The organism is Mycobacterium gordonae (assembly GCF_017086405.1).
GTDB classification, from domain to species: domain Bacteria; phylum Actinomycetota; class Actinomycetes; order Mycobacteriales; family Mycobacteriaceae; genus Mycobacterium; species Mycobacterium gordonae_D.
In genome coordinates this window covers 3614622-3629015 of record NZ_CP070973.1, presented here as the reverse complement: position 1 = coordinate 3629015, position 14394 = coordinate 3614622, and the positions used below count along the sequence as shown (strand labels likewise).

Below are 14394 nucleotides of genomic sequence, written 5' to 3'. Positions count from 1 at the left end.
GCCGGCTATGCAATGAACCGCAGAGGAAGAGGCTGATGACCCAGACCAGGCACCTGCCTCGCGCCACGCGCGAGCTTGAGGACTTCGAAGACGCAGCCGAGCGTGGACCCGTCATTGTGGTGATGGCCGGAGTTGTCCTTGCGTTCGTGGTTTCGTTGGCGGCGTTCGCCTTTGGGCAGGTGGGTGTGGGTGTCTCGATAGCCAGCGGTGGAATGCTGGTTTTCGGCGCCGGTCTGTCGTGGCTGAGCATGGAGCGCCGGCGCGTTCGGGACGTGGAACGTGAAGCCCTACTGCATAATTCGCAGAACTGAGGTAGCGGAGTTGAGGGTCAGCGCAATTCGGCCAGGTTCTCGACGGACTTCTTGACGTCGGATCGCAGAATCCGGGCGACCAGACGTCCCACCGGCCCGCCCAGCACTCCGCCCGACAGCTCGGCACTGAGCCGGAAGTCCGACCCCCGGTCGGTCGGTGTCACAGCCATCGCGACCGTGATGCGGACTCCGCCACGGCCACGGCCCCTCAGTTCGATCGATTTCGGCTCGTCGTAGTGCGTCACTTCCCAGTAGATGACGTTGCGAAAACCCTTCACCTTGATCAGCGATGCGACACAGGTGCCCTCTTCGATCGTGGCGGGAACCTCGCTGCGCCAGCCACCGAAGATCGTCATCCATTCGTCGAATCGCGGTAGGTCCGATGCCAGCTTCCACGCGGCTTCCGGGCCCACCTCCGAGGTGGTCGAAACCTCAACCTTTGCCAACGAATCTGCTCCTCTGCACTGGGGGTCGGTGCGGTGGGGTACCCGGGTGTCCCGGGCGGGTAAACCCTGTTGCCGGTTCGCGGGCTCCGTGGTTGCCAATGTTTCTAATTTATACAGTCGCCATAGTGTAAATTTGCTGACTGTGAGTAGATCCATTGACACGGGTTCAGACCCCCGCACCGGATTGGCAATGTCGGATGGACAACTGGGGGTGGACTACGCACGCGAGGTGCACTCTGCCGACGATGTCGTCGACGTCGAGTCCTACGGTGGCGGCTTCGATCTCACCCGCCGCGCGACCGCGCCCCGATTACGGGTCGGCCGGGACAAGTGGTTCAACCTGCTGTGGCTGATACCGATCGGCTTCTTCGTGATGCTGGCCGGCGTCGCGATCGGCAAGGGCCTGCACCACATGCCGGCGGTGCAGTCGTTCATCGAACGCTATCCTGGCACCGATCCGAGTTCGGGCGCCGTCGGACGGCCGGCGTGGATCGGGTGGACCCACTTCTTCAATCTCTTCATGATGACGTTCATCATCCGTTCCGGCATTCAGATCCTCTGCGATCACCCGCGGCTCTACTTCAGCCGCAACGCCACGCCGGGCAAGGACGAGTGGCTGCGGGTGGGACCGCCGGTGCCAGACGATCCGTTGTGGACCGCCAACGCCGATACCGTTGCTCTCCCACCGCAATTCGGGCTGCCGGGATTCCGCCATTCGATCGGCTTGGCCCGGTGGTGGCATCTCGGTGTCGACGTGTTGTGGTTGATCAACGGTGCGGTCTTCTACGTGCTGCTGTTCACCACCGGACAATGGCGCCACCTCGTGCCGACCAGCTGGGATGTGTTTCCCCACGCCGCATCCGTGGCCATTCAATACGCGTCCCTGCAGTGGCCTACCGACAACGGCTGGGTCGCGTACAACGGGCTGCAATTGCTCGCCTACTTCACCACCGTATTCATTGCTGCACCCGCCGCTGTGATCACCGGACTCGGCATGTCTCCGGCACTCTCGCAACGGGTGCACTGGCTCAGCAAGAGAGTGAGTATCCAGCACGCCCGCTCTCTGCACTTCTTGGTGCTGGTGTACTTCCTGTTCTTCATCCTCACCCACGTGACGATGGTTTTCGCCACCGAAGCCCTACGCAACCTCAACCACATGTTCGCGGCGCGAGACGACAACGGCTGGGCCGGTTTCGCCGTCTTCTGCGTCGCGATGGTCATCGTGGCGATCGGATGGGTTGCCGCCACTCCGTTCACCATTCGCCACCCGCGCGTAGTGCAGCGCGTCGGGTATGCGCTGGTCGGTCCGTTCCAGCGCGCGCTGGAGCGCCTCAATCCCAAGCCCGGCGCCTTCACCGAGAAGGACATCTCGCCGTATCACTGGCGAAACGGGCGGCTGCCGGAGACGGTCGAGTATAAAGAGCTGGAAAAGAACGACTTCGCGGATTGGCGGCTGCGGGTCTACGGCCTGGTCGAGAACCCGACCGCGTTCTCCCTCGACGATCTGCGCGCACTGCCCTACCACGACCAGATCACGCAGCACTTCTGCATCCAGGCCTGGTCGGGGGTGGCCAAGTGGGGTGGCGTGTCGATGCAGACCATCATGGACATCGTCAAGCCGCGACCGGAGGCGAAGTGGGTGGTCTTCTACTCGATGGGATTGGGCGCGACTGGCGGCATTTATTACAACGCGCATCCGATCGAGCAGATGACGCACCACATGAGCATGCTCGCCTACGACATGAACGGCGAGCCGCTGCCCTACCTGCACGGCCGGCCGCTACGGCTGCGTAACGAGCTGCAGCACGGGTTCAAGCAGGTCAAGTGGATCAAAGGCATCGAGTTCGTCGCCCACTACTCCGAAATTGGCAGTGGATACGGGGGCTACAGCGAAGACCACAAGTTCTTCGGGCGCCACCAGACGCTGTGACGCGCGGACGCTGCTAACCACCCCAGGCGGCCGCCACCTGAGTGGCGACATCGATAACCTGCGCCGACTGGGATTGTGGCGAGTCGATCTCCTCGCGGACGTACTGCGCGATGAAGCGACGGATCTCCCCGTCCACACCCGCAAGGATTCGCAGTACCTCGCCGCGGATCGACTTGGACGACACGTTGACGGTGATGTCCGAAGGCCGCGGTTTGGAGACGTCCACGATGAGTAACAGCGGCTCGGCCGCCCGGGCGGTAGCTCGCAATGCTATGTCGCCGGTCACCATGAACCGCTGCTTGTCCAGCCGCAGATCCAGCAACAGGTCGATGGACAGCGGGATGTGGATGACGAAGGTGATGAGGTCGCCGAGCTTGCGGGTAACTCGGGGCTCTTGAATCTTGACCTTCGCGCTGACCTTGGCAATCCCGCCGGGACCCTGGGCAATGGGTTCCATGGCAAACTCGCTGCCGGCGATATCGCTCAATGCGGCGGCCACCCGGTCCGGTGTTACGGCAACCTCGAAAAATCTGCGGCCGAACTCTTCGTAGCTGAGGAACTCGTGGTTTTCCATAAGGTTTATACGGTCTCATGCCGCCCGCCGGATGGGCCGCTGATCCCCCCGAGTCGCCAGAAATTCGGCCCGCCCCGCCCCCCTGAAGTGTGATCTGCGCCACCGTGGCGTGGGTTGTGAAGAACGCCACAAGCGGGCGCTTCGATTCGGTGTGTCGGGCGGCGGCCTGCCAGGCTTGACGTCATTGGAGGTGTTAGTTCTCATGCGCGCGCACGAAAACTCTGAGCAGCGCTCGGTCGTCACGCGGATCGCGGCGCTGCTGACCTGGCTGGGTGGCGGACACGCAGGCGAGCTCGGGGAACGCCACGAGCGGTCCACCCACGCCGTCGCGGGAGCGGTGGTGGTGCTCGGCGCCGTGCTCGCGTGGCTGGTCGCCGCCCTGGCGGTCACGTCCGCGGTTGCCACGGCCCCGATCTGGGTCGTTGTTTCGGCGACCCTCGTTTTCGGCCTGCTGATCGGAGCGGTCACCCGTGGCGTCGCCGGTGGTCCGGCTCGCGGTTGGTCCGGCACGGCAGGTCGTGCGGCGGTGGCGGTCGCCGTCGGTGTGGTCGTCGGCGAGCTCGCCGCCCTCGTACTGTTCTCGGGGTCCATCGATCGCCGCCTCGACGAGCGTGCGCTGCGCACGGCTGACTCGGCCCCGGCCGTCGCCCAGGCAGCGGCGTCTCTGCAGCAGGCGCGCGCGGCGCGCAGCGCCCTGGACGGCACCGTCGACCAGGCTCGCGGACACCTGGACAACGCTCTGGTGATCGCGCGCTGCGAGTACAACCCGACTCCTGCGTGCCCGCAAACCCGAATCACCGGCGTTCCCGGTCGTGGACCTGAGACCCGGACGGCAAACGAGCTGCTCGGCGATGCGCAGCGCGAGTTGGACAGCGCGCTGGCCGCCCGCGAACGCCAGGCACCAACGCTGGACGCCGCGGTTTCCCGCAACGAGCAGGCCCTTGCCGATGCGCGGGGTGCCGTGATAGCCGATGCCGGTCGCGGCCTGGGCGCGCGCTGGGTCGCGATGAATGACCTGACCCTGGACAGCGCCGGGGCGCTGGTTTTGCGCATGCTGACGGTCGCGTTCTTTGCGCTGCTGTATCTGCTGCCCTTGATCTTGCGAACGTGGCGCGGCGAGACCACCCACGATCGCCACGCCAGCGCACGCGCAGAACGTGAACGCGCCGAGCTGGAGGCCGAGACCGCGATCGCGATCAAACGGGCCGAGGTGCGCCAGGCAGCCGAAATCATGTGGGCCGAGCACCAACTCACTCAGACGCGCCTTGCCATCGAGGCCCAGGCCGAGATCGATCGCGAACACCACCGCCGTCGGGTGGTCGAGGCGCTCGATGCCCCGGTGCACGCGTCGTCGGAACGTACCTTCGAACCAGTGGAGGAAGACATGTACCTACCGATCGCCGCCGAAGCCGAGGCCGCAAGCCGGGCGGTGGCCCAGTTGCCCGCCGCAGACCGGGACGTGCAGCCGCCGGTCATCGAGTATCTGCCGGCACCGGCCGAACCCGTTGTGGCAGCCGTCGAGCACTACGAAGCGCCGGCCACCACCGAGGTGAACGACGAGCACCGCGCGCCGCTGATTCCGTCGATCCCGGACGCGACCAAGGCGGCCGCCCGGTGGATCCGGCCGCTGGTGCCCCCGTTCGTGGCGCGGGTCATCGACAACACGACCCAGCCGCTGCGGACCGCCCGGCAGGTGTTCGAGGAGGTCGAGGAGATTGCGTTCTCGCTCAAGCGGACCCGCAAAGTGACGATGAACACCGAGAGCTCCGACGGCGGAGGCCAGCAGCAACCGCCGCAGCCGCCGCAGCAGCCCCTGCAGGCCCCGGCACCCACGGCTACCGGCCCCGGCATCCACCGGATCGATTCATCGCGTGGTCGGGCGGCTCACCCGGGTTACGACGACGACTACGCTCAGGTCCGCGGCCGCCATCAACAGCCTTCGCTCGATCAGGTATCCACACCGGACATGGCCGGGCTGTCGGTCGGGACCTCGGGTTCGGAGGGTCGGCGCGAGCTGGTCGAGCGGGAAGGGCCGCGTGAGCTTCGTGGGCCAGAAGGTCCCCGCCAACTACCGCCGGCCAAGTAGACGGCATAGCGCTAAAACGTGCGAGTCCGGCGCAGCGTAGTATCTTTCGACGTCGGCAGCGACGGGTAATTGCATACGGATTGAGAACAGGACGTGGGTCTATGGATCTCGTGACGCCAGCATTCGTAAGGCCGCAACTCGCATGAAAGTCAGCCTCTTCTTGGCGGACGCGGCCCAGGCCGATGTTCAATCGGGCAAGGTCCACACCCTCGGATTGGGCTGGCGTCAGTGTCAAACGCCCACGCCCCCATTTGCTTTGGTGATGTTTCTGGATATCGACTGGGACGAAACCAACAAGCAGCACAAGCTCACCTGCCAGTTGCTCGACACCGACGGTCAACCGGTGGTGGTGCAGGGGCCGCAGGGCCCGCAGCGGATCCTGTTCGAGGCTGCCGCCGAGGCAGGCCGCCTGCCCGGGGCGATCCACGGCACCGCGGTCCGCATGCCGCTCACCCTCAACATCCCGGCCGGGATTCCGTTGGACCCGGGAATCTACGAGTGGCGCGTCGAGGTGGACGGTTACGAACAAGCCACCGCAGTCGAGGCGTTCATCGTGTCGATGGGCGCTATCCCGTCCGCGACGCCACCGGGATGAACGGTCGCGCAAACTCGGTGTGCGGCCGCAGAGAGCGCGAAGACCGTCAGTCGCAGCTATTTCACGTCGAGGTCGAGCCGTTGCAGCCGGCGTACCAAGATGCTGGGCAACCACGGCCCGATGTCGGCTGCCTCGATGAGGGATGTCCGGCTTAGCATCAGCCGCAACGCAATCTGGGCTTCGAGTCGGGCCAGCGCGGCACCGACGCAGAAGTGTGCGCCCTTGCCGAAACTGATGTGACCTTTCCCAGCGGAGCGGTTCAGGCGGAACTCGTCGGGCTTTTCAAACTGCGCCGGATCGCGGTTGGCTGCGCCCCACAGCAGCAGCAGATGCGAGTCGGCCGGCAGTTCCACGTCTTTCAGCATTGTGTCGTTCCGTACGTGGCGGTAGTGCCCTCGGAAGGGAGCTTCATAGCGCAACGTCTCCTCGATGAAGGCACCGAGAAGCTCCGGGTTCTCCCGCAGTTGTTGCTGGATATCAGGACGTGTTGCCAGGATCATCGCCGCACTTCCCAGCAATGACGCTGTGGACTCTCCGCCGGCGGCGAACAGCGTGACCATCATGATCTGGGCGGTCAATGTGTCGAGTTCGCCTGCGGCGCAGGCACTAGCCAGCTCGCCAAGCAAGTTATCTTGGGGATCGGCTGCGGCTCTGTCGAATTGCTCGTTGATGTATCCGGTCAGTTCCATCACGGCGGCTCCGGCGGTGGCGAGCTGGGCTTGATCGACCAGCCCTTCGAGCAGTTGGGTGGCCGCGTAACCCCACTTCACCAGCTGCGCGACGTCGCGATCGGGCACGCCGATGAGCCGGGCTACCACCATCATCGGCAGCCGGTTCGCGAAAGCGCCCATCCATTCGATACCACCGTCCTGCACGCCCGCAGCCCACAGCCGGTCTGCGGTCTCGGCAGCGAACTGTTCCATAAGCCGAATTCGCTTGGCGGCCAAGTATTTCACCAGCTGCTTGCGGTGAATGGCATGTACAGGATCATCCGCGGTGGCCAGTACGTGGGTCGGTCCGCCTAGCGGGTCCATGAAGAATGGTCGAACGAACCCTTCGGCCGTATAAGTCAGCGTTGCGGTGAGGTTTGAGGAGAACTCGTCGGTACGCCGCACGGCTTCGTTGACCGCGTCCCAGCGGCACACAGCGAAGAAATCCGAGTCGGCGATGCGGTGCACCGGACCGGCAATTCGCATCCGCTCGTAAACGGGGTACGGATCCTGCAGGCACTCGGGGCTGAAGAAGGTGATCGCATCGGTAGCTACTGTCACTACGCCAGCCTTGCGGGTACGGGTCAACAAATCAACGGCATACGGCAAGTCGAGAATGTGTACGCGACGGGGTTGGCCCTTCGGCGTCTCAACGCTGCGGACGGACATGCGGAAACGCGGGAACGCAGCGGTATTTCAGTCTCACGCCTGAGACGCATGCTTGCGTGAGTTGCGATGCCCGAGCGTCCCGCGGCCTACCGGGTCATGAGTGGATGCATCTTTCGCCCCGAGCATGGCGGCACAGTCGAGTACGCCTATGAGGTTGGCCACGCGGATTGCCGTCAACCGCTGAGCGTTTGCGACGATGGCTGCCGCTGCCGCTGCCGCCGCCGAGTGCCTGACCTGGCGTCTCTGCCTATCAGCTGTGTCCCGCCGCCGAGTAATGACCGGCAGGGCATCTGCTCGTGCCGCCGCCTCGTGTGGGCGCCGTTGCGGCCTCCCTACTGGCGACGCCGGACCCGTCCCTGCGAACGTTCGTCGGAAATTGGTCTCATGAGGCCACACCGAGAAACTTTACGCACTTCCTGTTCAAGCCTTCCGCCGCACGCTCATGCTGTGCTGCAACATCTTTCACGTCCGACTGATTTGCTGACTCGCAGCACGAACGCGTCGCCCGGTGTCGCCGCCCCAAATCCAGCGCCTGGGGCTTGCGCTGTCTCCGTGCTCTGTCTGATCCCGAGACTCCTGACCCCTAGAACAGGCCCGTTGGGCCGATACTGCCACTAGTGCCGTTGCCACCGTCCATTGCCGCTTCAGCCACCCGCCAAGATTGCCGGGCTGACCGACCGCCCCGTTGGCCCCGATGGCCATCAGCGGTAGGCCGGCGAGCGCCACGGACGGGGCTTTGGCGGTGGCGTTTACTGCTCAGACGCGCTTAAGAGCGTCTGGACCGCCGCGTTCATGGCGCTGGCCGAGTTTGTAGCAGCGGCGGCGCCCAGCGCGTTGATCGTCTCAGTACTTTTATATTGGCCCGCGCTGGTAGCTAATGTGCGCACGAACTGGGCGTGGAACTCCGAGGCTTGCGCGCTGAACGTCTGATAGGTCTGTGCGTGCCGGCTGAACAGCGCTGTTGCGATTCTGGAAACCTCGTCCAGGGCCGGGGCCAGTACGCGCGTGGTGGAGGCCGCCGCGGCGAGATTCGCCTCCTCCAACGCCGAGCCGATGCCGGCGAGGTTATTGGCGGCCAGAGTGAGCAACTCCGGCTCGGCGATCACATACGACATGTCACTATCCTTTGGCTAGACAGATTCGATCGGTGCCGGAGCTGCCGAGTTTCGTGATCGGCAGCGTCGCAGCATGGCAAATAGCGCACCCAGTGCACGCTGTTCTCGATGCCCCGTGCCGACGCAACCAGGTCGCGATTGCGGTCGGTGGGGCGTGCTCGAACGGCAGGCTGCAGATCGCATAGACCACCTCGGCACTGCGCTGGCCGGTGGCGGTGATCAAGCGTTCGCGGGTGATCCGGACGATCTGTTTGGCGTAGGGGCACCCGATTCCTCCTGCAGCGGTAAGGAGCTGCAGAGTGCGTATCTCGACGCGGCCGTGGCCGCGGGAGTTGTCGGTGGCGGTCGTGGACACGTCGGCCCAGGGCAGCGCGGTGATGCGGGCGAGCAATTTCGCCTGGTTCGACTTAACGATCATCAGGTAGTGCGACTCCAAGGTGGCGCAGATCAGTGTGGCGGTGGCAGTCTGGGTGTGCATCGCATCCACGGTGACCAGCCACCGAATCCGGCGCGGCAGTAGCTTGAGAACCGCACGCACGGAGGGGATTTCGTTGCTCATCTCGGCGACGGCGAGTTGGCCGAGCACAAGTCGGGCGCGATGGGCGAACACCGAAACCAGGTGTGAGGCCGCAGCTTTCGCGCGCAGGGTACCGTGCAGTGACTTGCCGTCCGACGTGATCGGCATCAACCCGCCGGGGTCGCTGGGGCCGCGTGTGCGCTGAAGTAGGTACCCATCCTGCGGTTCAGGTCGGCAGGTCCAGCCGGGACAACACGGTGCGGAAGGTCTTCTCACTGGGTCGCCGGAACCGGACCCCCAACTGCACCAACATATCTTCCGGCGCGGTGGCCGCCCGGGTGGCGAACCCGGGGTAGCCGCGCATCCCCGCGGCGGTGGCCAGGATCGCGATCGCCAGCAGTGCCATCAACGAGTACCTTCGCCCGGCGCGGATCCCTTGGGCCGGGCACCGAGGCCAACACTTCGAGAAACTCCGACCGCATGACCTCGCTGTGCTCGCCAGGTCTCCTGCGATCGAACACCTTCGGAACCGACGACGCGGGTGATACTGAATTGGCAGGCACGGGCCCCTCCAGGTGATCGATGAGCGCAAGCAACTCCATCGTTCACGAGCTGCCCGTGCCTTCCCTCGGGCCTGAACGGCTTGTCACCTAAACCATCAGCGCAGTTCCCAGACCCGCGAGTCAACAACGCCGGAGCTCTAAACATCGCCCGCACCATCCAGACCTAGCAGCCACCAATGATCGCCGCACGAGTAGAGCGAACTGCCCAGCGCCCACTCCGTAGGCTACAACCGGATCATCAAATCACGTCGGGCGTATTGCCCTGGGCTTCCGCAACCCCGACAACCAGCGTCGCCGCGCATGGTGGACCCGCACCCGCCCTACGGCGTAAGACCCGGCCGGCACCAATGCAATTGCGAACTGCGAGGAGCTGTTTCGACCGAACCCAGCAGGTTTCGCACTGCGGCGTTCACCGCACGCGGCCCGCTCAACGGATCTGCCGCCACCGCACCCACTGCCCCCAGGGCGCTTCGCGTCGCGGCCGCGTTGGCGGCCTCGGCGCCCTGATACAAGTCCGCCGACGAAGTCAAGGTGCGCACAAATCGGCTCTGAAACGCGAGCAGCTCGCCGCTGATCTTCCGGTAAGACTGGCCCTGCGAGCTGAGGAGCGTCGCCACCGCCACCGACACTTCATCCACGCCCGGAGCTACTACCCGCATGATGTTGGCCGCCGCGGCGGCATTGGCTTCCCTCAATTCCGAGCCGATGCCGGCCAAGTCATGAGCGGCCGACGTTAAGAACTCCGGCCCTGCGATTACATACGACATGTCACCTTCCTTTTCATCAGGCTGGCTCGGGATCGTAAATCCCAAACCGAATTTTTCGAACGCAGTGTCCCCAGTGAACGCTGTGATTACCGGGGGGGTCTAGCAGTGCTTCCATTGTCAATACATTTATAGACGGGCCGAAGTCTTCAACGAGTGGAACTATCTCCTTAGGCCACCGAAGCCGGCAAGCAGGTTAGGCACAGAAAAGGGTAGGTTTGCCGTCGATACTAAGTTCAACAAGGACTGGCCGAGCCTGGAGATGTTGGTCCCGATGTTTTGGAAGCTCAAGTCTCCGATAAGACCTCCCAGATTCACGTCGAGCCCGGGAATTAAGGGGCCGGTAAGCCTGACCGAACCGATGGTAAGGGGAGGGACCGTGAAGCTGCCTAACTTGATCGGATCGATATTGAGCCCTGGCACGGTGAAGCTGGCCAACTTGATCGGATCGATATTGAGCCCTGGCACGGTGAAGCTGGCCAACTTGATCGGATCGATATTGAGCCCAGGGAGGGTGAAGTTGCCCAGTTGCAGGGGCGGAATGGTGAATTCGCCGGTTCGGATGCCCGGCAAATTGAACGGGTCAAAGCCGATCCCGCTGTTCGGCCCGCCGATAACGATGGGCGCAGTCGTGAACTTGGGGATGGTGAGGTCGCCAAGCTTGATGGGATCGATATTGAGCCCAGGGAGGGTGAAGTTGCCCAGTTGCAGGGGCGGAATGGTGAATTCGCCGGTTCGGATGCCCGGCAAATTGAACGGGTCAAAGCCGATCCCGCTGTTCGGCCCGCCGATAACGATGGGCGCAGTCGTGAACTTGGGGATGGTGAGGTCGCCAAGCTTGATGGGATCGATATTGAGCCCAGGGAGAGTGAAATTGCCCAGTTGCAGGGGCGGAATGGTGAATTCGCCGGTCCGGATGCCCGGCAAATTGAACGGGTCAAAGCCGATCCCGCTGTTCGGCCCGCCGATAACGATGGGCGCAGTCGTGAACTTGGGGATGGTGAGGTCGCCAAGCTTGATGGGATCGATATTGAGCCCAGGGAGGGTGAAGTTGCCCAGTTGCAGGGGCGGAATGGTGAATTCGCCGGTTCGGATGCCCGGCAGATCGAACGGGTCAAAGCCGATCCCGCTGTTCGGCCCGCCGATAACGATGGGCGCAGTCGTGAACTTGGGGATGGTGAGGTCGCCAAGCTTGATGGGGTCGATATTGAGCCCAGGGAGGGTGAAGTTGCCCACAGTTACGCCCTTGATATCGATGTCTGGCAGTGTGATGGGCGGAAGGCCGAACGGATCGAAACCGATGCCGCCAATCGTGAACTTGGCGATCGTGGTTGCGGGGATGGTGAAGGCGCCCAGAGTGGTTCCAGAGATGGTGAACCCTTTGAGATTTATTCCGGGCAGGTTGGCCGGGTTGACCCCAATTCCACCAATGGACATACTGGGGATCTTTACGTCTGGCAGCTTCAGGTCCTGGAAGATGGTTATCTCCCGAAGGTTGAAGGTGGCACGACCACCGTCGCTGGATCCAGATAAGAAAGTGACATTCGTGTCCCAGCGAATTCTGAGCAAAGGATTTCCTTCAAGGACATATCCGCTTGGTATCGTTGGTCCTTTTATCGTGAAGTCAGGCGTAGTGATTGCGGGTGTCGTAAAGCCGCCAGTGGAAAACGCAGGAATGCTGATGTCGGGCACAGTTATGTCGGGCAGCCTAAAGCCAGGCACAGAAATCGCAGGCGCCGTAATTTCTGGCACGCTTAACGGAGTTAGGGTAAAGCCGCCTAATACTGCACTGTTGATCTTGAAGCCGGGAATCCTGATATCCGGCAGAGTGAAACCGGGCACATTGATGTCGGGCGTGGTGATCTTAGGGAGGTCGAAAGCCGGGATCGTCAGCTCCGGAACGGTTATCGCCGGGATTACGATGCTGCCGGTGGTAAAGCCGCCCGTGAGTTGTGTCGCGGGCAATGCGATGCTTGGCACCGTCAGCGCCGGCAACCCGAAGGCCGGCACATTAATGTTGGGCGTGGTGATCGTAGGGAGGTCGAAAGCCGGGATCTTCAGCTCCGGAACGGTTATCGCCGGGATCACGATGCTGCCGGTGCTAAAGCCGCTCGTGAGTTGCGTCGCGGGCAATACCATGTTTGGCACCGTCAACGCCGGCAACCCGAAGGCCGGCACATTAATGTTGGGCGTGGTGATCGTAGGGAGGTCGAAAGCCGGGATCTTCAGCTCCGGAACGGTTATCGCCGGGATCACGATGCTGCCGGTGCTAAAGCCGCCCGTGAGTTGTGTCGCGGGCAATACGATATTTGGCACCGTCAGCGCCGGCAACCCGAAGGCCGGCACATTAATGTTGGGCGTGGTGATCGTAGGGAGGTCGAAAGCCGGGATCTTCAGCTCCGGAACGGTTATCGCCGGGATCACGATGCTGCCGGTGCTAAAGCCGCCCGTGAGTTGCGTCGCGGGCAATACGATATTTGGTACTGTTAATGCCGGCAACCCAAAGGCCGGCACATTGATGTTAGGGGTGACGATTTTGGGGAGGTCAAGAGGTGGAATATTGATCGCGGGCGTGACTATCTTGGGCAGTTCAAACGCGGGAATGTTGATATTCGGCGTAAATATGCTCGGCAAATTGACAGCTGGAAGAGCTATCGGCGGAATCGTAATCTGCGGAAGGCTGATGAATGGCGTCACCGCCGCCGCCGCGGCGGAAGCGCCCGCGTGATAGGCGACCATTGCAGATACGTCCTGGGCCCACATTTCCTCGTATGCCGCCTCGGCGGCGGCGATGGCGGGAGCGTTTTGCCCGAACAGGTTGGACATGACCAGCGACACCAAGTCAGAACGGTTGGACGCCAACGCAATCGGTGGCACGATGGCCGCCCGGACCGCCTCGAATTCGGCCGTCATAGCCTGGGCTTGTCCGGCTAGCTGCTGTGCCTGGCTCGCGGTGGCCGAAAGCAGTCCGGTATAGGGCGCCGCGGCTTCCACCATTGCTACGGCCGAAGGTCCCTGCCATGATCCGCCGAGCAGTCCTGCGGTGGTGGCGCGGAAAGATGCCGCGGCCAAATCCAGTCTTTCCGCGAGACTGGCCCAAGCGGCCGCTGCCGCCCTCAACGGCTCGGAACCGGCTCCGCCAAGTATGAGCACTGAAGTGATCTCCGGTGGCAATACCAAGAAACTCATCGCTAGCCTTCCGTCAGCTGTGTTCGGCTCGTGACTCGCCGTGACAGGTCCACAAACACGAGCGCCGAAACCGACGCCCGCCCAGCGGATCTGCCACACCCAAAGGTGAATCCGCAAATCAGCAACCCGATCAAGTGTGGTGATGGCACTACCATGACGAGCATCGAGCAGCGGGTCAATGCCACCGGAAAACTTGAACTGCAGCACCGGACCAAGTAACAATCCGTGTCTCACAGCGAAGCTCGGACCTGCAACGATCGTCTGAATATCTGTTATTTTGTCTCAACTTCAGAAAATGTCTTCTGCCTGGCTCGGTGGAAAGGACACTTCAACAGTGGTTGCTGACGACTGGCTGATTGGCGGCGAGCGCCGCGCAGCCGCCGCCGGACGTATCTACGACGCCGCGGCCAGGCTCATCGCCCACGACGGCCTTAACGGACTCGACATCGATAAACTTTGCGACGAAGTCCACTGTTCGCGCGCGACGATCTACCGCTACGTAGGCGGCAAGACCGAGATTCGCAACGCCGTCGTCCAGCGAACAGCCGAACGCATCGTCGAGTCGGTGCGCTCGGCGGTCGCCACGCTCGGCGGCTCGGAGCGACTAGTCGAGTCGATCCTGTTGACCCTGAAACAGATCCGGTCAGACCCGTTGTGCCAGCTGATGATCAGCTCGATCCGTGGAGGTACTCGCCAGGTGGCCTGGCTCGCCGACTCGTCCCTGACCGCCAAGTTCGCCACCGAGCTAGCCGGTCTCACCGATGGGGATCCTCAAGCGCCAAGGTGGGTGATTCGCGTTGTCCTAACCCTGCTGTATTGGCCTGCAGAAAGCGATGAGGCCGAACGACAACTCGTTGAGATGTTCGTCGGGCCGGCATTCGACGAAAGTCCTCGTACATCTCTACCGGAAAATGGGACGTGACCG

The 14394-nt window shown here is 63.0% G+C and carries 11 protein-coding genes and 2 pseudogenes; 6 read left to right on the top strand and 7 right to left on the bottom strand.

All coding sequences use genetic code 11. The features are described from left to right. Positions 1-35 precede the first annotated feature (35 nt). Complete coding sequence (locus JX552_RS15345) at positions 36-311, top strand: LapA family protein (RefSeq protein WP_205872937.1); 276 nt, start codon at positions 36-38, stop codon at positions 309-311. Between the two features lie 17 nt (positions 312-328). On the opposite strand, the gene JX552_RS15340 is transcribed toward JX552_RS15345, so the two are convergent. Continuing rightward, positions 329-757, bottom strand: a complete 429-nt coding sequence (locus JX552_RS15340; protein WP_205872936.1) for a type II toxin-antitoxin system Rv0910 family toxin — start codon at positions 755-757, stop codon at positions 329-331. A 190-nt stretch (positions 758-947) separates the two neighbouring features. Here JX552_RS15340 and JX552_RS15335 point away from each other — a divergent pair, with 190 nt between their 5' ends. Further along, positions 948-2687 (top strand): molybdopterin-dependent oxidoreductase, encoded by a 1740-nt coding sequence (locus JX552_RS15335; RefSeq protein WP_205872935.1) that lies wholly within the window; start codon positions 948-950, stop codon positions 2685-2687. Positions 2688-2700: 13 nt separating this feature from the next. On the opposite strand, the gene JX552_RS15330 is transcribed toward JX552_RS15335, so the two are convergent. Further along, a complete protein-coding gene (locus JX552_RS15330; RefSeq protein ID WP_205872934.1) occupies positions 2701-3261 on the bottom strand; it encodes a hypothetical protein in 561 nt (186 codons plus the stop codon). 202 nt (positions 3262-3463) lie between these two features. Here JX552_RS15330 and JX552_RS15325 point away from each other — a divergent pair, with 202 nt between their 5' ends. Further along, complete coding sequence (locus JX552_RS15325) at positions 3464-5347, top strand: DUF4407 domain-containing protein (RefSeq protein WP_205872933.1); 1884 nt, start codon at positions 3464-3466, stop codon at positions 5345-5347. Between the two features lie 142 nt (positions 5348-5489). Continuing rightward, positions 5490-5942 carry a DUF6941 family protein gene (locus tag JX552_RS15320; protein ID WP_205872932.1) on the top strand — a complete coding sequence of 151 codons (453 nt, stop codon included), beginning with the start codon at positions 5490-5492 and terminating at the stop codon, positions 5940-5942. Positions 5943-5998: 56 nt separating this feature from the next. Here the strand turns inward: JX552_RS15320 and JX552_RS15315 are convergent, their stop codons facing one another. From JX552_RS15315 to JX552_RS15305, 3 genes and pseudogenes are all read right to left on the bottom strand, one after another. Beyond that, on the bottom strand, positions 5999-7213 hold the full coding sequence (locus tag JX552_RS15315; protein ID WP_205878468.1) for a cytochrome P450: 1215 nt from the start codon (positions 7211-7213) through the stop codon (positions 5999-6001). Positions 7214-8070: 857 nt separating this feature from the next. Continuing rightward, on the bottom strand, positions 8071-8427 hold the full coding sequence (locus JX552_RS15310) for a PE family protein (protein ID WP_431195985.1): 357 nt from the start codon (positions 8425-8427) through the stop codon (positions 8071-8073). Between the two features lie 2 nt (positions 8428-8429). Continuing rightward, positions 8430-9516: pseudogene (locus tag JX552_RS15305) on the bottom strand (ISAs1 family transposase); the annotation flags it as partial. 137 nt (positions 9517-9653) lie between these two features. On the opposite strand from JX552_RS15305, the pseudogene JX552_RS34125 reads away from it, so the two are divergent. Beyond that, positions 9654-9847: pseudogene (locus JX552_RS34125) on the top strand (ISL3 family transposase); the annotation flags it as partial. Here JX552_RS34125 and JX552_RS15300 read toward each other — a convergent pair. After that, positions 9837-10283: a PE family protein gene (locus JX552_RS15300; RefSeq protein WP_205872930.1), complete on the bottom strand. Its 447-nt coding sequence runs from the start codon at positions 10281-10283 to the stop codon at positions 9837-9839. The pseudogene JX552_RS34125 and the gene JX552_RS15300 overlap by 11 nt on opposite strands. Before the next feature lie 159 nt (positions 10284-10442). Next, positions 10443-13469, bottom strand: a complete 3027-nt coding sequence (locus JX552_RS15295; protein WP_205878467.1) for a PPE family protein — start codon at positions 13467-13469, stop codon at positions 10443-10445. A gap of 295 nt (positions 13470-13764) precedes the next feature. On the opposite strand from JX552_RS15295, the gene JX552_RS15290 reads away from it, so the two are divergent. Next, the gene (locus tag JX552_RS15290) at positions 13765-14391 is read left to right on the top strand and encodes a TetR/AcrR family transcriptional regulator (protein ID WP_431195860.1); all 627 of its coding nucleotides are present in this window, start codon (positions 13765-13767) and stop codon (positions 14389-14391) included. Positions 14392-14394: the final 3 nt, after the last annotated feature.